Below are 16,629 nucleotides of genomic sequence, written 5' to 3' on the forward strand. Positions count from 1 at the left end.
CTCAGTAGATACCGCGGTCGTGTTCCGTGCGCCGGTAGGAGGGCGCAGGGTTCGGTTCAGCAGTCGCTTCGCTGGACGATTCAGTCGCTGTGTCAGTGTTCCGGGTTTCAAATTGCTGGGCGACGGCCTGCCCCGCGGCGGCTTTCGGCCCCCATCGGGCAGCAGTCGTCGCAACGCCAGCCCCACCGACATATGCGCCGGCGGCGACCCCACCGACGAGAGCCGCAGTCTTCGTCGTCCCGCCAATAACTTTGGCAGTCAGTGGTGTCGCATATTTGAACGTCTTCCACGTGACGTACAGCGCAATTACTGGGAGGGAAACCGCTACAAGATGCCTCAGGAACGGTGTACTTGGTTGAAGTGTTCCTTGCGAATATAGCAAATCATATCCTTTGAATACAACCGCTGCAGGAAGAGGGAGGACGGCAAGGGGAACAAACCTCTTGGAGAACCCCATCGCAATGTCAGAAAGAACGGGTATATTACCATATCCGATTGCCAGTGCAATTGGCATCCCAAATACATAGACGTAGAGAAGAATCTCACGGATGTAATATAGTGCCTGAAGAGCCCACATAGAAACTCCTCCAATAAATGCAAATACGAATGATAATCCGGGATTGGTCAAAGTGGCTCTGAGGAAATCAAGCATCATACTGCCTAACGAAGTGAGACTAGGCATCAGGGCGATTGTGAATCCATCTACAATATAGAGACCTAGAACACTCAACCAATACCAAGTGATAATTAGGAACGCACCAACCCAAGCAGTCTTTTTTGCTTTTCTAGCTTCGTAAGCACTTCCAATATTGAATATTTGAATAGTATGTCGCCCTTGGACACTCATTACCAGCAGGAGTAACGAAATGAGCATTATTTCGCCACCGACCAGACTGTCTCGTATAGCCAGCCAAGGGCTATTTGTAGGGGTGCCAAAGACGAATGCGCCATTTGTTTCCGGGATTGGAGTTCCAAACGCAGCTTGTGTGAGAGTATCGTAACCGGTCTCCAATCCATCTACAAAGAGGCCAATGACCCAGTCGACAGCCTCTTTGAACCCCTCTAGAATTACATCGATGAGGTCGACCATCGCTATACCTCACCAATGTCGATATCACAGGAATCAAACTCGCTAGACGCGGAATATTCGATATCATACGTTCTCGAAATTTTGGTTTCTTGAACCTGATTTTCGAGTATGAGTTCAAACTGGCCGCTCTGGGGTTGCGCCAGACAAGATACTCCTGCACCCGGAACGAATGCAAATGGTGACCGAGAACTGTAGAGGGTAACTTGGTCTCCAGCAGCGATAACAACCTCAGCTTGCTCTGAGTCAGAACTGGGATCGTATATTCCACTCACTCTGTCGTTATTTTCATAGTTCGTTCCATCCTCGTCAGAGGGATACGGAACATCCCCAATGAAGAGTAGTTTTGAGATTATATCGGGCCCAGTACCTCGATTCTTTACAGCTACAAACGCCTCATCATCGGTATCTCTGCTAGACCCATTCCACATTCGATCAGGATGATATTTCCCGATCCCAACATCCACTATTCGGAGATCGGGCTGGATACCGTACGAAACATCTGCCACCTCCTCCTCATTTTTCAATCCGACTAAGCGATATTTTCCGGGGGTATAGGCTGGTCTAAGTTCGAACGAAACACGCTGGGTACCACCAGCAACCTGACGTTGACCAACGAACTCACCGTTTGGTTCAATCAGATTGATTCGGTCGATATCGGCACCGGCAGCGAGTTCGGCAACTAGCGTCATTCCTTGGATGCCGACGTGTTTGATCAGGTCGTGACTCGCCAGCGGGTTAGTATTCCTATCGGAATTACTAGATCCACCCGCACCGAGACAGCCAGCAAGGCCTGCTAGTGCCGCACCTGCAATTGTTCGTGAGACGGTTCGTCTGCTAAGGTCTGAATATGAGTGTTTCATAGGTCTAATTGAAGAACTCCGAAGGCCAGAACATCCGAAGTAATCGATGGCCGGCATAGAACATCACAGCGAAGGGAATGAGTTGCCAGCCTGCGTTGAGCACAATTCCAACCCAGCTATCAAACGTACTGAGTGGGTGCCATCGAGTCGTTGCAGTGGTTCCCACGTACGCTGGATTGTGCGTAAGCCACGAGCCGGGCTGATATGTCGCAGTATAGAATCCCGGCGAGTCCACAGTGAGCAACGCCACTCCAGATTCGTTGGTTACCAGCTGCTGATCGTCAACGGTGATATAGCCGCGACCGAGATCCCCACCGAACGGGCTCAACCGGTCGTCAGTGTTGAGCGCAATCGCCTCGCTAGTCTTGTTATCCCGGAGTGAAACCTGGAGTGTTGCGTGTGTATCGTTCTGTGTGAGTACGCCAATCGAGAGGTTACTCTCTCGAAGATCACGCTCATAGCCAGCCGGAGGCTCAATGAGCGATGCCTGAACACCGCGGACAATACCACCAACACGCAGTGCCTCCCGATCAAGTGTGTTCGCCCGTACAGCGACACCATCAGTCGGCGTGTAGGACTCAGTAACCACCTCGACGTTGATGTCCTCGTCCATCGAATCAGCAGGAGAGTTTCGCTCATCACCCCACGTACCAGTGAGAATCGGCCCATCGCGTTCAGGCTCGGCGCGTGGACCAATGTCGGAAGGATAGGCGTGAACATATACTGGGAGTGCCGGTGACTCGGATTCGGTACGTCCAGACCGATCTGCGGTTACTATGTGGTCCCAGCGAGCATCCCGTGCCGTATAGAATCGCCAGACACCTCTGACCGTTGCCTCTCCATTTTCAGTGAGCGTATAGCCCTGCCATGGACGGGAGTGAAAAATCGCAACTCCACGATCGCCGTTGGGGTACTCAGCATAGGAGACCGTCGCCGATGGATCGTAGATCTCTACGTCAATTGAGTCAGAAACCGTCCGCGTCTCGGTTGGAAAATCGACGTAGACGTCAGTGTAGTTGCCCCGGTCAACTCGTGTTGTTTTCCTCAGTCGGGTGGTAATGTCTGCTTCAAGCGTGAGCCGTTCACTTCGGGCACCACCGAACTGATACGGAAGCACCGGCGAATGTGAGCCACTTGTTTTGGACATTGTATCGCCGTCGACGATGAGACGAGTCTCTTGGATCGAGTGACCGATGAGTGCCCAATTGACGGTTCGACTCCCCGAGGAATCACCATCGGGAACGCGAATGCGATAATCGATGAACCCCCGCATCTCCCCTTTCGGAGCGATATACAGTGGCGTGGTATCCAAGTCGAGGTGACCACGGGTCGATGGCTGCACTGCGAACACTGTCGCATGGGCATCCTTGATGTACGTCCCACTTTCGAGATCAGCGTGAGCGGGATACACAGACGTCTGAGTGCCGCCGGCGTTGAGGTCTGTGAAATCATTCCGCGTCCACGTTTCGGCAGTGGCAGGCGGTCGCTTGAACGTGATATCAGTTCCGTTGGCGACCTGGGCTGGTGTCGAGCGTTCAGTCCCGTATTGCTGGAAGTACTCCTCTTGAGTAATGTAGCGATCAGCGTCGCCAGACCACAGTGTCGCCGTTTCATTCGCGCTAAGCCCATTTGCAGCTGTTCCTGACTGTGGCGGACTTGCCGTGACGGTGCCTGTGGCTATACACCCTACGAGGAGAAGACCGAGTATCACGCTGCGAGGCCCCTCCAATAGGTTTCTACCCGGGAGCGATCCCGTGTTCACCACGGGACGAGATTCACGCACTCAGCCAATGGCAGTCCCATGATCGGCCCAGCGACCGTATACAACGGCCCTAAGACTACCAGAATGACCGCCGACTTCATCGCCGACCGCTTGTGACGTTTGAGTCCCCGTTTCTGCTCGGGATCAAGGGTAAACATATCGACGAGTGAATCAGCTTGCCAGATCACGACCAGCCCCATGATGCCGAGGGAAGTCGTAATCTGGAAGAACCCCTCGATAATGCCAGGAAGGTTCTGCGCATCGCACACAGAACTCTGTAAGGGGACTTGTGCTGCAACGGGCCCAACAGCGACACTCGACACCAGGAGGGTTGTCAGTGCTGCGAAGGCTAGTTTTCTGTGTGGTTGTCGATAAGGACGAACAGGCCAGTATTCTTGTAAGGATAATTCGTCAATCTTTGACATGTATGGGTAGTGGTGGCCATTCCGCTGCCACCAATACTCTTCGAGCAAAGTGGAAGCACGGAATCGGCTCTAAGAGCTACTACTGAGCAACCGCTATATAAATTTGAACATACGAACGTAAACTATAGCTTTCGATGACACTAGTAAGCATCTTAATATACTGTCTAGAATATTATCGAATGATATATATCTCACACCCGACAATCAATATCTAATTGGTATGTATCCGGTTATTGAATGGGCTGTACCGGCTGATCCGTATATTCTCGAAGAGTTGGCCAAATACGAGGGCTGGCACACAGCGAAAAATCTGGAGATAAACACTGAATTCAGCCGTCAGTGGATCTCACAACGCGGTCCAGTCTATGTCGAACACGAATTGGCTGAGAGACATCCCGAGGAACCAGCCTTCCGGATCACAGAGCTAGGGCGGAAAGCGGTTGCTGACGACGCTGACTACGAAACCCTCGATCTCGATTGAAGTGCTAATTCTCAATCTCGAATTATGTGGAATCTCTTCTCTGGAAATTGCTCGGAGTGACACAAACTTAATTCAGCGGCACCCCAGCTACTAGTATGCTTGAAGCAGGTGGTCGAACGCAGATTCTGCTGGTGGTTGGGCTGATATTCCTCGCTGGCTGTGGAGGTGCTCTCCCGGGAGACGCTCCAGCCGTTGATGGTGAGCCCACTGATGAGCCGACCGTTGAAACGACGACGGCAAACGGAACGGTTGAAGTTCACTACATCAATGTCGGCCAGTCAGTCAGTACGCTCATCATCGGCCCTGATGGCAACACGATGCTCGTCGATACCGGCCACTACAACGATGACGGTGAGTACGTTCTGCAGTATCTCCAAGCACAGGATATCAATCGCATCGATCACCTCGTCACCTCGCATAATGATGCCGATCACATCGGCGGGAACGCAGCCGTAATCGAGTATTTCGAAACGGAAGCCAACGGTATCGGCGCGATCTATGATCCCGGAATCGCCGCCAGCACCCAAACCTATGAGGAATACCTTGATGCAGTCGAGGCCTACGACGTGACGCTCTATGAGACGCGGGAAGGGGATACAATCGACTTTGGGACAACCGATGTTGCAGTCCTCGGGCCACCCGATCCGTATCTCGAAAATCGCGCTCGGAATGAAAATAGCATCGTGCTCAAAATAACCCACGGTGAGACGAGTTTTCTGCTCTCAGGTGATGCTGAAGATGATCAAGAGTCCTACCTCGTCGATACCTATGGCAGCCAACTAGAATCAACCGTGCTGAAGGCCGGCCACCACGGCTCGTCCAGTTCATCGAGTGAACCGTTCCTTGATACGGTTACCCCACAGACAGTCGTTATCTCCAGTGCCTACGACTCACAATACGGCCATCCAACCGAGACGGTCCTCCAGCGGCTTGCTGATCGATTAATACCCACGTTCTGGACGGCCACGCATGGAAACACCGTCTTCGTCAGCAATGGAACGACCGTGTCGGTGCAGACACAACAACCCGCGCCGGCTGCACCATCTGCACTCCGAGACGGCACAGCCATCTCTCCGGGGACGACCGGCGCGGTTGCCGAGCGACTGGTGCTCACTGGCGATGGCACACCGCCAGTTGATGTAGATGACTCAGAGAGGACTGACAGCAGCGATGAGGAAACGATCTCCACTGGCGGGTCAGAGACAAACTTCGAGATTGCGGACATCAACGCAGACGCCCAGGGCGACGATAGAGAGAACCTCAATGACGAGTATATTACCTTCGAGAACACCGGTGAGCAACCACTCGACATCAGCGGGTGGACACTCGAAGATGCAGCTGGACGGAGCTACACTATCCCCGATGGGGTCACTGTCGATCCCCAAGCAACAATTACCGTCCGAACTGGGAGTGGCACCAACAGCGACACAGATCTCTACTGGGGGTCGGGCTCTCCGATCTGGAACAACGGGGGCGATACTATCATCGTCCAGAACGCAGATGGTAACACTATACTGGAGGAAACGTACTGATGCCAGATATTGAACTCCCAGATGGCACCTATACAGCCGTCGTAGATGCTATCGAAGATGGCCTCGCAACAGTGTTTTTCGAACAAGACGGAGTAGAGAAAGGTAATGCAGTGCTCGACGCAGAGACCCTCCCTGACTCGGGACATCATGCCGATGCCATCCTCTCGGTTACTATTGAGGACGGAACAATACAGACGGCGTCGTATCAACCAGAGCAGACATCTGACCGAAAAGCCACAGCGCAAGATCGATTCGATTCATTGTCTGAACGGCCGCCATCGAAGGATGATAAGTAGCGGTAGGACAATTCAATATCAAATCCCATGACAGAGAAGCCTACTGACGCTCTCAGTGATTTAGCTGACCAAATTGACGACGAGTTCGAAGTATATCGACAGCCGAATGAGTTCAAAGACATCTCGCTTGTGATCGACAACGACGAAAGGATACATCCGACACTGATCGTTCATATCGATGGAGATGATGCGTCTTCTCTTGCGGATCGTCTCGATAAATTCCTTCAGGAATGTGGTGCCCAAACTCAACGAGAACAATACTCTGAGAGCGATATACGTGTCCTAGCGACACTCGATTAGCTCCGTCATCCTATTTTCATACATCGATATTTTCTGCTAGGAGTTCACTGACGAAGGTTTTAATACGAAAATGGGGCCACACCGGCCCATGACCGATGCTCAAGATGACTTGATACGGACCGTCGCCCTGGCTTGCTACAGCTACGAAGCCGAAGCCATTGACTCTCAGATCGCAGACAGAGCGTGGGAGTTGGCTATCGAACACGCAGAAAGACAGGAGTTGACTCCGACAGAAGCCCAAAGACAACTGTGGCCCCCTGAGTGATTCACGAAGTTTCCGGAAATCACCCGGTTACGCTTTTATTGTCCCCGAGCAGTGACATAGGATATGATCCGCGATGCTCGCGTGCTCCGTGCTGGCTTCGTCCCACAGGAGGTCGAGCATCGAGACGCGGAGGTCAACCACCTTTCGAGTGTCCTTCGTCCCCTCACCGACGGTGATCCCGCTGAAACGGCTATCGTGACTGGTCCAAGTGGGGCTGGAAAAACCTGTATCTCGCAATTCGTCACCGAACGACTCCGTGAGGAAGCCCTCGATATCGAGGCGACCTACATCAATTGCTGGCGCAACTACACACGGTTCCGAACGCTCTATCAAATCCTCGATGACATCGGCCGGACTATCGATATTCACCGCCAATCAACACCGCATGATGAACTGATCGACCGCCTCCAACAGTACGATGGTAATCGGACAGTCGTGATTCTCGATGAAGCCGACCAACTCGAAGATACGAGCGTCATCTACGACCTCCACAGCCTCCCACAGTTCGCTGTGATCTGCATCACTAACAACGAGGAGGATCTCTTCGGGCGAGTTGACGACCGGCTTGTGAGCCGACTGCGAGCCAGCGAGCACGTCCGGATGGACAAATACGCCGACGAGCAGCTATTCGATATTCTCTCTGCTCGTGTTCGCTGCGGGCTCGAAGAAGATGTGATCACCGACGAGCAGTTGTACTCGATTGCTGACGCAGCGGCCGGAGACGCTCGACTAGCGATTGGGATTCTTCGGACGGCAGCAAGCACGGCTGATCGGGAAGCCCACGGCCGGATTACCGACGAGATGCTGAGTGATGCAGCGACGGCTGCACGAACCCAGATTCGACAAAAGAGTCTGGATTCACTGACACCGCATCAACGGATCGTCTACGATATTATCAAAGACGACGGCCCAGTGAGTCCGACTGGAATCTACGAGGAGTATGTCGAGGAAGTCGAGGATCCACGGACAAAGCGGACTGTCCGAACGTATCTCTCAAAGATGAGCCAATACAACTTGCTGGTAGCCGAAGGAACGAGTCGGGATCGTCAGTACACACTCGTGACGGAGGCGACGCCGTCACCGACGACGTAAGTGCCACCGGCTCATCGCGTATTCACGTCTGGCTTCATTGCTCAATGATGTCTCCCTCACCAACGTCGAGCGTCTCCTCAAGCTCAGCAAGGATTTCTTGACCCTCTTCGCGGAGCTCTTGTGCTTCTTCGAGGGAAACCTCGCCGTCTTCGAGCTGCTCGATGATTGTTTCGACTCGGTCCACCTTGTCGCTGACTGGGGTATTCTCGCTCATGTGATCACGTAGAGAGCGGCTAGGCCAAGAACGACCAGTACCAGCACGGCGATTGCAATCTTGTATCGTCGCTGTTGTCTGGCCACCCTCGCCTCCGCTTCGGTCATAGCTTCATCGCGAACTTCTTCGACTGTTTCTTCGAGTTGTTCTTCGTGCTCTTTCTCCTGTTCAAGTGTCTGGTAGGCAGTCTCCAGCTGATTCCGTAGCTCCAGAATCTCTGCCTCAACATGGCGGTCAGCAGCATGCGCAAGTGAGGCCTCCAACTGCTGTAGGCGACTGCCAACCACGCTCTCGTAGGCGTTATCGAGCGCGGTTTCCGAAGCCGTGAGTTTGGCTTCGATAGCACTCTGGTAGGCCGTATCGAGTCGCTCCGAAAGCTGGGTGCGTTCTCGGTCAAGATCTGATCGCTTCGGGACGACTTCGCCAGCATGTGTCGGCGTCATAAACCGGAAATCGGCCACCTCATCGGCCAACGTCTGATCGTCTTCGTGGCCGATGCCTACCGCGGTCGGTGTCTCGGTGTTAGCAAGCACTCGACAGAGTGGTGTCTCGTTGAACGTCCGGAGTGTTTTGTCTGCGCCACCACCACGGGTGACGATGATCACATCGATAGTGGTGTCTTCATCGAAGGCTGCAACGCCGCTGATCAGCTCTTGGAGGGCGGTTGGCCCCTGCACGTTGGCATCATGGATCTTGATATCTACCTCGGGATAGCGGTCATGAATTGCGGTGACCGCGTCGATCCGCGCATCACTATCGGCTGAAGTAACGATACCAACCGTGGCAGGCAATTCCGGAAGCGACTGTTTTTGATCATCGTCAAGCAAGCCATCGGCTGCGAGTTTCTCTTTATTTTCTTTATAGATCTGGCTGTACTCGCTTTCGCCCATGTTGACAACATCCTCAATGATGAGCGAGCACGATCCCTGTGGCTCATAGTAAGAGAGTTCACCCCGAACGGCGACATGCATATCTTCGTCAGGTATTGCATTCAACGACTTGTGGCGAACTCCGAAGACGACACAGTGGATGGATCTACTATCGAAAACCAAATCGAAATGCAGGTGGCCGTTGGACTCACGGCAGTCAGAGGCATCACCGACGACGTAGTCGTGATTGAGTTCACGACGATCATCGATGACCGCGGCGATCTCCTCATTGAGTGTCGCCACAGTGACGACATCGTCACTATCGAGTTCGGCGACAGCATCGGTTGTCACATCTGCGTTCGCCATCCGATTACTGGCACAGACTAGAATGGCAAAAAGCTATCCGGGTCGTTTCATGGAAATAAGCTGGTGCGATCAACTGATTCAGCGGTAACCAGACAGATATTGTCCCATCGCCGTCACGGGAGGTCTTCTGTCACGTCGACGAGTTCCTCCTCGGTCTGCCATCGATACAATCGATCCTCTTGATCAAACAGCTCGAAGACACCGTCTTGCATCCAGCCGAAGGGGTGCTCTTCGTCCTCGTACTCCCGCTTGAGAACATGACTCTTCGAGAAGAACTCCGTTGTACCGACGAGTAGGCCCTGCTCAACGAGGAAGTCACTCGGCTCTTTTTCTGCGACCCCGATGAGGTAGGTCACGATATCGGCGATCAGACAGAATTTCTGGATACTGTTGTCCCACTCACCACGGATATCGACCATCCGGAAGGCGTAGGCGTCTTTCCGGCAATTGAGTCTATCAGCTACGAGGTTCAGCCGATGGATCGGCTCTCGGTCATAGTTTCCGAGAATAAAGTACGATCTGTCGTTCTCATAGACGGGTGTCAACTCGCTGAGGGCGTGAAGAATCTCTTCGTTGTCCGACAGCGAGATTGCTTCGTCGTCGAGTTGGTCTTTCGCACTCGTGAGCACCTCTTCAGGGACGGGTGACTCCTCGTCGGACATACACGAACCTCTCAGTGGCGTGTGATATGGTTTATGAAGTAAATTACTAGTTTAATCAGGTTTAGTTTACTCCATAGTGATTTACTCAAGGGTAAACTACTTGCCGACAGGACGTGTATTGTGTTGTATGAGCACCGACCTGAGGACTGCTGAGGGGATGGAATCACGGGAACTCGTCCACTTCGTCACCCAGCAGACGCGGTTCGCGCTGATCAATAATATCCTTCAGCATCCTGAGCAACTCCCCTCGATGTATGAACTCGAGGAACTCAACCCCAGCGTGAGCGACGCCACGGTCTACAAGCATATCCAGAAGCTCATCGACGCAGGCATCGTCAAGGAGGTCGCACTCAATGATGACCAACGCCGACAGGGCTACCCCTGGAAATTCTATGGCCTCAGCGAAGATGGCCGAGAGTTCCTCAAAGAACACAATCTGCTCGCTGCAGAAGAGACCCTCCAGCAGATCTACGACACAATCTCGGATAAGCCAGAGAAGATGGTCAAATACGAAAACGCCCCACGTCCCGGAGATAGCTAACGGGACGTTCTATTCGGGAATAGTTTGGTATTCTGACTCTTCAACCCGCGAGGGAGTTAAATCTAATTAACCAACAAATCTGAGAGTATAGACATTTTGTTGGTTAACGCAAGGCGACCCTCGATATCCTATGAGCCACCGACGCTGTCAACGGTAGTGGGATATGGGAAAGACGACTATTTACAGTATTGAACGGGTCGTCAGGCCAGCAGATAGCAACTGACCGACTTGGTTTGGTCCTTAACATACGCCGCTTCTGACAGAATCGCTACCCCTATAAGTCGTCTTCTCGACACTACGAGCGGACAATGTTCGAGTTGACTGGGTTTCAGCGCGATCTGTTGTACTGTATCGCCGGGGCGGAGGAACCCTACGGACTGGGTATCAAGACCGACCTAGAAGCCTACAGCGATACCGAAATCAATCATGGTCGACTGTACCCAAATCTGGACACGCTTATCGATGAAGGCTATTTGGCCAAGAGCCAGATCGACGACCGAACGAATCAGTATGAATTGACTGACGCAGGTCGAGAATTGCTTGCTGAGCGGCGAGAGTGGGAAGCTAACCAACTCGGTAGGGTACTGGATAATTGAAGTTAGAATCGAAATATCATTTCATACAGTAGATTTTTATTGCCACCATTCACAAGATCGATTGGCTGCTTTTAGACCCGAGTGGCCAACCCGTCTACAGGACATCGCGAGCCATAATCCACCCCTGATCCACGGTTTCTGTCCATTACGCCGTGGATCTTCTCCCCAGATTCAATTGATTCGTGATATGGTACTACGGCGAATTTGCTTACAGACTAAATAGCCGCAATGTCACGGTCTTCAGGGCATTGGGAGACAAATTCGCTTAACCAACAAACCTATGTTGACACGGTTTTTGTTGGTTAACACGAGATTATCGTCCCATGTCCTACGAGCCACCGACGCCGCCTACAGAACTCCCGACTGATATTGTCAACACTCTCAACGGGTACTCCCCAGAACAGCTACAATATGTCGCAAGTTACGCTGAGAAGCTGGCAGAGCACAAAGATCGGGAGGCCCGTCTCGAAGAGAAGTCGGGTGATGACGAGATCGACAACCGACCCGATGACCTTCCAGACGATGTACCCTCGAAGGCTACAATCACGATCAAGGAAATCAACGACAACCGCTACTACTACTGGCAATGGAGAGAGGGAGACAAAATCACGTCCAAATATAAAGGGCCAGTCAGTTCTGACGAGTAAGCCATCAACGATACGGATTCAGTGGGACCACATACTCCGTATGCAAAGTGAATTCAAAATATCTAGGTCGAAAGGATCTCAGAATTAAATCGGTCTACCACACACCACTCTTGCAAGTGAAATCACACCCCATCTTTGCAAGTGAAGACCCACTCCACCCTTGCAAGCGAAATCCAACACACCACTCTTGCAAGTGAAGCGTAACACACCACTATTACAAGTGAAGGCCACACCGTCTATGGGTTCATAGTTTCACTTGCAAAGGTGGAGGGTCTAAGAGCGATTGTTCATTGTCGCAATATCACGTATCGTTTCAATTTCCTCGTCTAGACGGAGTACATCATCCATTGCTTCGACAGCACTGCTAAACGGAACGTCGAGTTCATAACTATAGTAATTCCCCCGAGATCCGCTGCGGTTCTCATTTGCCGAAAGGATACCGAGCATCCGAAGGTCAGAAAGATGGTTATGCACGGACCGTTGAGCTAATGAGTCGGTGTCAGAGGACTCGCACAGAGTGAGATACTCTTCGTAAATATCCCGAGTTCGACACGGCGTCTCAGCCTTTGCTGCTTTCGAGACAACAGCCAGTAACGCTAGCCGGCCGTGCGTTGTGAGTTCTCTCATCCCTTCTTCCACTCGTTCCTGTTCAAGTCGAGATCGAGCAGCCTCAACGTGATCTTCCGTAATCGCATCGCGGTCGTTGTTCTCAGCAATCTCGCCGGCCAGCCGTAGGAGATCGAGAGCTTGCCGCGCACTCCCACTGTCACGGGCGGCAAGAGCTGCGCAGAATTTTAACACCCCATCCTTGATAGCGTCATCGACGATTGCGATAGATGCACGAGATTGAAGAATATTCTCTAGCTCAGGAGCGTCGTAGGGGGGAAATTGGAGTTCACGTTCACAAAGTGTATCTTGAACACGTGGATCCAACTGGTCACGAAATTTGAAGTCGTTGCTGATCCCGATTAACCCAACCTTCGCGTCATCAAGATTGTCGTTTGCCCGAGCTCGCGGAAGTTCATACAGTAATTCATCACGATCACCAATGGCATCGATTTCGTCGAGGACAAGCAGAATCGTCCCGCCGATATCTTCGAGTTCAGCGTATAGTTTTTTGAAAACAGCTTGTTGTGGATAGCCGGTTGAACTAATTTCCCCACCACTGGGCCGAAGTTTGTTCACCAATTCAACCGCGACCTGGTATGAAGAGTTGAGCGTCTTGCAGTTCAGAGAAATAACGGAGAGGTTGACGTCCTCGTAATCAGAGACATCTTCACGAAGTTGGTCAAGAAGATAGTCGGTTACAGCTGTTTTTCCGACGCCGGTATTCCCATAGAGGAAGATGTTATTCGGTTCCCAACCATCGACGACTGGTTGGAGTGCGTCCATGTATTGGTCGATCTCCTCCTCTCGTTCCTCGATAGTTTCTGGTTGGTAAGACTCGCCGAGGGCGTCCTTGTTGCGGAAGATGTTTTGTTTCCGCTCGAACCGCGGCATATCAACGGTATCACATCAGCGGCATATAAAACCACTCCTTCATCTGTTTCAAGTGAACTAGACAGACACACACCACTATTACAAGTGAAAAGCTAGTTAGTAGTACTCTAGAAGAACAACAGTCCGACGTTTCAACTAAAGCGTTGACACTTACCGTTTGAAATCCCGATCCTGAGTTGATTAGAGTAGTTGTTTCCGATTGAATGCTATCTTAGCTTTGGCCAGGCCGTCCTCTTTCCCGGCTTCACTTGCAAGAGTGGTGTGTGTCTGGGGTAGATCAATCAAGGAATCCGACATATCTTTTGATCCCTCCTTGATTTTCCGTCTACTCCCATCTAAGCGGTGACAGCACGGGCTAATTCACTGGTTTTCACTCTTGACGAGGGTGTGTGTCCATCTTATTCACTACAGCCTCCAGTCCGTGCCCCCGTTCACTGTTAACCAACATAATCGAGGATTACCGTGCTGTGTTGGTTAACTTTTCTCACTCTCAGCGTAGGCAGCCAAGTTGGTTTCTCGTGTTTCACCGATTTCTCGTTGAATCTCCGTCCGATCCCACCCGAGCGGTGACAACAAACTCTCGACCGCTCTGACCAGTTGTGTCTCGTAGTACGACGGATCGTACGACTCGAACTCTTCGTGAGCCAACGCGACCCGCTCTCGGGAGGTCTTCTCGTCGTCGACGACCACGTACTCGATGTCTTGTCCTGGATGGACAGCGAGATCCTGTTCCCGAGCTCGCTTCAACGCCGCAACGTTTTGGGTATTCTGTGAGTAGCCTTCCAGCGGCTTGGAGATACGATTTCGTTCGACGAGCTGCTCCACTGGAACGTTGCCCGCCTGCAGTTCGTCGATTGCTCGTTCGAGCAGTCCGAGCACCGCGTCCGCCGACCGGGTCGCATCGAGTCGTTTGAGGCAATCACGCTGGATGTCCTCGATGAACGCCGGCGTTGAGCGTTGCCGAGCTTCAATGCCTCTGATCTTGAAGTCGTCTTCGCCGGCGACCTTCCCGAAGTACTTCGTCAGCGCGCCGGCATCGCTCTCACGTTGGGGGACAAACGCCACCCAGTCGTAGTGAGCTTCGTGTTCGAGTCGAATCTCAACACGTTCCGTGATTTCCGTTGCGAGCGCGCTGAGGTCCTCGCGGTCTTCATCGTCGACGGCAGGATCGGGCGTCACCCAGATCGAATCAACGATGCCATGGATCACACGCCACCCGCCGGCTTCTAAGCGTTGTTTTGCACACAACAGAATCTCGCGAGCGAACGCGTTGATTGCTTCGTGGCACTCGATGCGACCGAACTTCGCGTTGCTGAATCCCTGGTACCCAAAACAAGCGACGAGAATCCATTTGAGCGCCCCCGACCGTCCTTCGAGTTCAGCTAGTCGTTCCTCATCGGGATAGTCCCGCTGTTTCTCTCGACGGATGGCCGCCTTAATCTCGTCGCGAGCGTCGATGATCGGCTGCAATACGTCAACGAGGTAGCCGCGGTCGTCACAAATTGAGTATCCGAGTCCGGGGACGTCCTCACGGTCGCTATGGCAATCACACCGGATGACCTCCGGCGAGACGTTCCGAGTACAGATGATGTTCGGATAGAGACTCGAAAAGTCGAGTTCGTGAACATCCTCATGCAAGCCGACCTCAGGCGCGAAGATGAAGCCGCCGCGGTCGGCGTCGTGGAGTGTTCCCATCGGTTTGTAAAACTCATGTCGCCAGGAGTTCCACGGGACGAGAACGTCGCGGTCATGGGCCTCACAGATTTGAATCGCCGTAAGCACGTTTCCGATCGATACCCATGCAAGCTCCTGAATCGGTTTTTTCGAGCGCGAGACGAGATCGAGGACGCCGTCGAGGTTCGTCTCCCCGTAAAAGAACGTATTCGACTCGTCGATGATCGCCCGGCCGGGTACGTTGTACCGCGCCGGAGAGTGACCTACACGACCGTAGCTTGCATAGGTTGATCGACTGGCGAGTTGCTGGTAGTCGATCTCAGGATGGCGGCTCAGTGTGAATTCATCGACGCCGGCGTCTGTCGCCATTTCATAGAGTGTTGGAATGATTTCACTTGTCGAGCAAACCAGAACGTCCGGGTCGTGTGTTTCGAATGCTGCCTGCACCGTCGAGAGGATATCTTGGGGTGATCCAGCAACAGTATCGCCGGCGACCGAGAGTTCTCCATAGACATCGTTGCTCGTCTCGGTCACTGGCACGCTGAGCCGGAGCGTCGACAGCTCCTTCGTCGGTGTCGGATCGATCCCGGTCTCCAGACAGTACCGGAACTCACGTGAGAGATCGACATTGAAGCAGGCCAGATCGCCGATTGGATACTCCGACAGCTGGCGTGTTTGCCGAGCCAGTGTGGTGACGCGGTTGATGTGAGCGACGTCGACGGCAAGAACTGTCTCCTCATCTCGTCGAAAGCCGGGTCGCCGCCCAACCATCTCAGTTCCGACGACCTCAGGGTGCTGATTGTACACTGATCGGAGGGTCGTGAGGTCGAGGTCGGACGCTGGATCGCGAGGGGCCACGTAGAACCGTGGTGTGTAGTCGTCCCGTTCGGTTGCGACGGCACCATCGGCGGTTGTTTCCCACTCTAAGATGCGACCGTCGTCCAGAAAGTCAATGGTGAACGGCATCTGTGAGTTGTCGAGCCTCCTTCGGAGTGAACGAGGCAGTGGAGGATAGGTGCCTGCGTGTCGTCTCCGGATTTCAGAGAATAGGTTTGGTGGCCCGCTATCGAGATATATTCCACTATACGTCATTCTCAGCCGTTTCCGGGACGGCTTCCGGAATCGTTATTTAACCAACGAACGCGCTGGTACCAGCGGATTTGTTGGTTAATTTTGTGTTCTGGAATGATTGGAACCTGTACTGCTCTCATTATTACCAATGGTCGTGTGAAGGTACAAAACGCGAGTCGGTCACGCCGTTCGGTTGCTATCCGGAGGCACCACTGCAACCTCTGTATGTTCACAACCTACGTTACCAATATGAACGAACGACTCACAAGAGTCTCGCTCGGGTTCCTCGGAGAAGGTACTATTATATGGACAGCGCGGTTGTCGTATTCTCTTGGGTTCTTTTGCTCTCGGGACTTCAGGGTCAAGTGGTTCAGCAAGATTGTGAC

17 protein-coding genes are annotated in these 16,629 nt (G+C 52.7%); 7 read left to right on the top strand and 10 right to left on the bottom strand.

Annotated elements, in window-relative coordinates:
• Window position 1 precedes the first annotated feature (1 nt).
• The 4 genes from EGH24_RS12080 to EGH24_RS12095 are packed head-to-tail and all read right to left on the bottom strand — an operon-like array spanning window position 2 to window position 4,137.
• Window positions 2-1,090 (bottom strand): hypothetical protein, encoded by a 1,089-nt coding sequence (locus EGH24_RS12080; RefSeq protein WP_142980397.1) that lies wholly within the window; start codon window positions 1,088-1,090, stop codon window positions 2-4.
• A 2-nt stretch (window positions 1,091-1,092) separates the two neighbouring features.
• Complete coding sequence (locus EGH24_RS12085) at window positions 1,093-1,950, bottom strand: hypothetical protein (protein ID WP_185903310.1); 858 nt, start codon at window positions 1,948-1,950, stop codon at window positions 1,093-1,095.
• 4 nt (window positions 1,951-1,954) lie between these two features.
• Window positions 1,955-3,715, bottom strand: coding sequence for a hypothetical protein (locus tag EGH24_RS12090; protein ID WP_246057987.1), 1,761 nt, complete (start codon window positions 3,713-3,715; stop codon window positions 1,955-1,957).
• On the bottom strand, window positions 3,709-4,137 hold the full coding sequence (locus tag EGH24_RS12095) for a hypothetical protein (RefSeq protein WP_394348374.1): 429 nt from the start codon (window positions 4,135-4,137) through the stop codon (window positions 3,709-3,711). Before EGH24_RS12095 ends, EGH24_RS12090 begins: the two co-directional genes overlap by 7 nt.
• A 220-nt stretch (window positions 4,138-4,357) precedes the next feature.
• Here EGH24_RS12095 and EGH24_RS12100 point away from each other — a divergent pair, with 220 nt between their 5' ends.
• The 3 genes from EGH24_RS12100 to EGH24_RS12110 all read left to right on the top strand — a co-directional run bounded on the left by EGH24_RS12100 (window position 4,358) and on the right by EGH24_RS12110 (window position 6,446).
• Window positions 4,358-4,618: a hypothetical protein gene (locus EGH24_RS12100; RefSeq protein WP_142980398.1), complete on the top strand. Its 261-nt coding sequence runs from the start codon at window positions 4,358-4,360 to the stop codon at window positions 4,616-4,618.
• Window positions 4,619-4,713: 95 nt separating this feature from the next.
• Complete coding sequence (locus tag EGH24_RS12105; protein ID WP_142980399.1) at window positions 4,714-6,150, top strand: lamin tail domain-containing protein; 1,437 nt, start codon at window positions 4,714-4,716, stop codon at window positions 6,148-6,150.
• Window positions 6,150-6,446 carry a DUF3006 family protein gene (locus EGH24_RS12110; RefSeq protein ID WP_142980400.1) on the top strand — a complete coding sequence of 99 codons (297 nt, stop codon included), beginning with the start codon at window positions 6,150-6,152 and terminating at the stop codon, window positions 6,444-6,446. Before EGH24_RS12105 ends, EGH24_RS12110 begins: the two co-directional genes overlap by 1 nt.
• A gap of 60 nt (window positions 6,447-6,506) precedes the next feature.
• Here the strand turns inward: EGH24_RS12110 and EGH24_RS15410 are convergent, their stop codons facing one another.
• Window positions 6,507-6,689, bottom strand: coding sequence for a hypothetical protein (locus tag EGH24_RS15410; protein ID WP_185903311.1), 183 nt, complete (start codon window positions 6,687-6,689; stop codon window positions 6,507-6,509).
• A gap of 385 nt (window positions 6,690-7,074) precedes the next feature.
• Here EGH24_RS15410 and EGH24_RS12120 point away from each other — a divergent pair, with 385 nt between their 5' ends.
• Window positions 7,075-8,103 carry a Cdc6/Cdc18 family protein gene (locus EGH24_RS12120; RefSeq protein WP_142980402.1) on the top strand — a complete coding sequence of 343 codons (1,029 nt, stop codon included), beginning with the start codon at window positions 7,075-7,077 and terminating at the stop codon, window positions 8,101-8,103.
• Between the two features lie 34 nt (window positions 8,104-8,137).
• On the opposite strand, the gene xseB is transcribed toward EGH24_RS12120, so the two are convergent.
• The 3 genes from xseB to EGH24_RS12135 form a co-directional block, all read right to left on the bottom strand.
• A complete protein-coding gene (xseB, locus tag EGH24_RS12125) occupies window positions 8,138-8,317 on the bottom strand; it encodes an exodeoxyribonuclease VII small subunit (RefSeq protein ID WP_142980403.1) in 180 nt (59 codons plus the stop codon).
• On the bottom strand, window positions 8,314-9,552 hold the full coding sequence (gene xseA / locus EGH24_RS12130; RefSeq protein ID WP_142980404.1) for an exodeoxyribonuclease VII large subunit: 1,239 nt from the start codon (window positions 9,550-9,552) through the stop codon (window positions 8,314-8,316). Before xseA ends, xseB begins: the two co-directional genes overlap by 4 nt.
• Before the next feature lie 113 nt (window positions 9,553-9,665).
• Window positions 9,666-10,214 carry a hypothetical protein gene (locus EGH24_RS12135; protein ID WP_142980405.1) on the bottom strand — a complete coding sequence of 183 codons (549 nt, stop codon included), beginning with the start codon at window positions 10,212-10,214 and terminating at the stop codon, window positions 9,666-9,668.
• Between the two features lie 127 nt (window positions 10,215-10,341).
• On the opposite strand from EGH24_RS12135, the gene EGH24_RS12140 reads away from it, so the two are divergent.
• From EGH24_RS12140 to EGH24_RS12150, 3 genes are all read left to right on the top strand, one after another.
• Window positions 10,342-10,755, top strand: coding sequence for a PadR family transcriptional regulator (locus EGH24_RS12140; RefSeq protein ID WP_142980406.1), 414 nt, complete (start codon window positions 10,342-10,344; stop codon window positions 10,753-10,755).
• A gap of 308 nt (window positions 10,756-11,063) precedes the next feature.
• Window positions 11,064-11,351, top strand: a complete 288-nt coding sequence (locus EGH24_RS12145; protein WP_142980407.1) for a PadR family transcriptional regulator — start codon at window positions 11,064-11,066, stop codon at window positions 11,349-11,351.
• Window positions 11,352-11,674: 323 nt separating this feature from the next.
• Window positions 11,675-11,998 (top strand): hypothetical protein, encoded by a 324-nt coding sequence (locus EGH24_RS12150; protein WP_142980408.1) that lies wholly within the window; start codon window positions 11,675-11,677, stop codon window positions 11,996-11,998.
• Window positions 11,999-12,271: 273 nt separating this feature from the next.
• Here the strand turns inward: EGH24_RS12150 and EGH24_RS12155 are convergent, their stop codons facing one another.
• Both EGH24_RS12155 and EGH24_RS12160 read right to left on the bottom strand, forming a co-directional pair.
• A complete protein-coding gene (locus EGH24_RS12155) occupies window positions 12,272-13,498 on the bottom strand; it encodes an orc1/cdc6 family replication initiation protein (protein WP_142980409.1) in 1,227 nt (408 codons plus the stop codon).
• Window positions 13,499-13,972: 474 nt separating this feature from the next.
• Window positions 13,973-16,138 carry a type B DNA-directed DNA polymerase gene (locus tag EGH24_RS12160; protein WP_142980410.1) on the bottom strand — a complete coding sequence of 722 codons (2,166 nt, stop codon included), beginning with the start codon at window positions 16,136-16,138 and terminating at the stop codon, window positions 13,973-13,975.
• Between the last annotated feature and the right edge of the window lie 491 nt (window positions 16,139-16,629).

Origin of the sequence: Halonotius terrestris, assembly GCF_006861665.1 — an archaeon.
Lineage (GTDB): Archaea > Halobacteriota > Halobacteria > Halobacteriales > Haloferacaceae > Halonotius > Halonotius terrestris.

Bases quoted from the DNA above. Each gene is read 5' to 3' on its own strand.
- EGH24_RS12080 (WP_142980397.1), bottom strand. From the start codon at position 1,090: ATGGTCGACCTCATCGATGTAATTCTAGAGGGGTTCAAAGAGGCTGTC.
- EGH24_RS12085 (WP_185903310.1), bottom strand. From the start codon at position 1,950: ATGAAACACTCATATTCAGACCTTAGCAGACGAACCGTCTCACGAACA.
- EGH24_RS12095 (WP_394348374.1), bottom strand. From the start codon at position 4,137: ATGTCAAAGATTGACGAATTATCCTTACAAGAATACTGGCCTGTTCGT.
- EGH24_RS12100 (WP_142980398.1), top strand. From the start codon at position 4,358: ATGTATCCGGTTATTGAATGGGCTGTACCGGCTGATCCGTATATTCTC.
- EGH24_RS12105 (WP_142980399.1), top strand. From the start codon at position 4,714: ATGCTTGAAGCAGGTGGTCGAACGCAGATTCTGCTGGTGGTTGGGCTG.
- EGH24_RS12110 (WP_142980400.1), top strand. From the start codon at position 6,150: ATGCCAGATATTGAACTCCCAGATGGCACCTATACAGCCGTCGTAGAT.
- EGH24_RS12120 (WP_142980402.1), top strand. From the start codon at position 7,075: ATGATCCGCGATGCTCGCGTGCTCCGTGCTGGCTTCGTCCCACAGGAG.
- xseB (WP_142980403.1), bottom strand. From the start codon at position 8,317: ATGAGCGAGAATACCCCAGTCAGCGACAAGGTGGACCGAGTCGAAACA.
- xseA (WP_142980404.1), bottom strand. From the start codon at position 9,552: ATGGCGAACGCAGATGTGACAACCGATGCTGTCGCCGAACTCGATAGT.
- EGH24_RS12135 (WP_142980405.1), bottom strand. From the start codon at position 10,214: ATGTCCGACGAGGAGTCACCCGTCCCTGAAGAGGTGCTCACGAGTGCG.
- EGH24_RS12140 (WP_142980406.1), top strand. From the start codon at position 10,342: ATGAGCACCGACCTGAGGACTGCTGAGGGGATGGAATCACGGGAACTC.
- EGH24_RS12145 (WP_142980407.1), top strand. From the start codon at position 11,064: ATGTTCGAGTTGACTGGGTTTCAGCGCGATCTGTTGTACTGTATCGCC.
- EGH24_RS12150 (WP_142980408.1), top strand. From the start codon at position 11,675: ATGTCCTACGAGCCACCGACGCCGCCTACAGAACTCCCGACTGATATT.
- EGH24_RS12155 (WP_142980409.1), bottom strand. From the start codon at position 13,498: ATGCCGCGGTTCGAGCGGAAACAAAACATCTTCCGCAACAAGGACGCC.
- EGH24_RS12160 (WP_142980410.1), bottom strand. From the start codon at position 16,138: ATGCCGTTCACCATTGACTTTCTGGACGACGGTCGCATCTTAGAGTGG.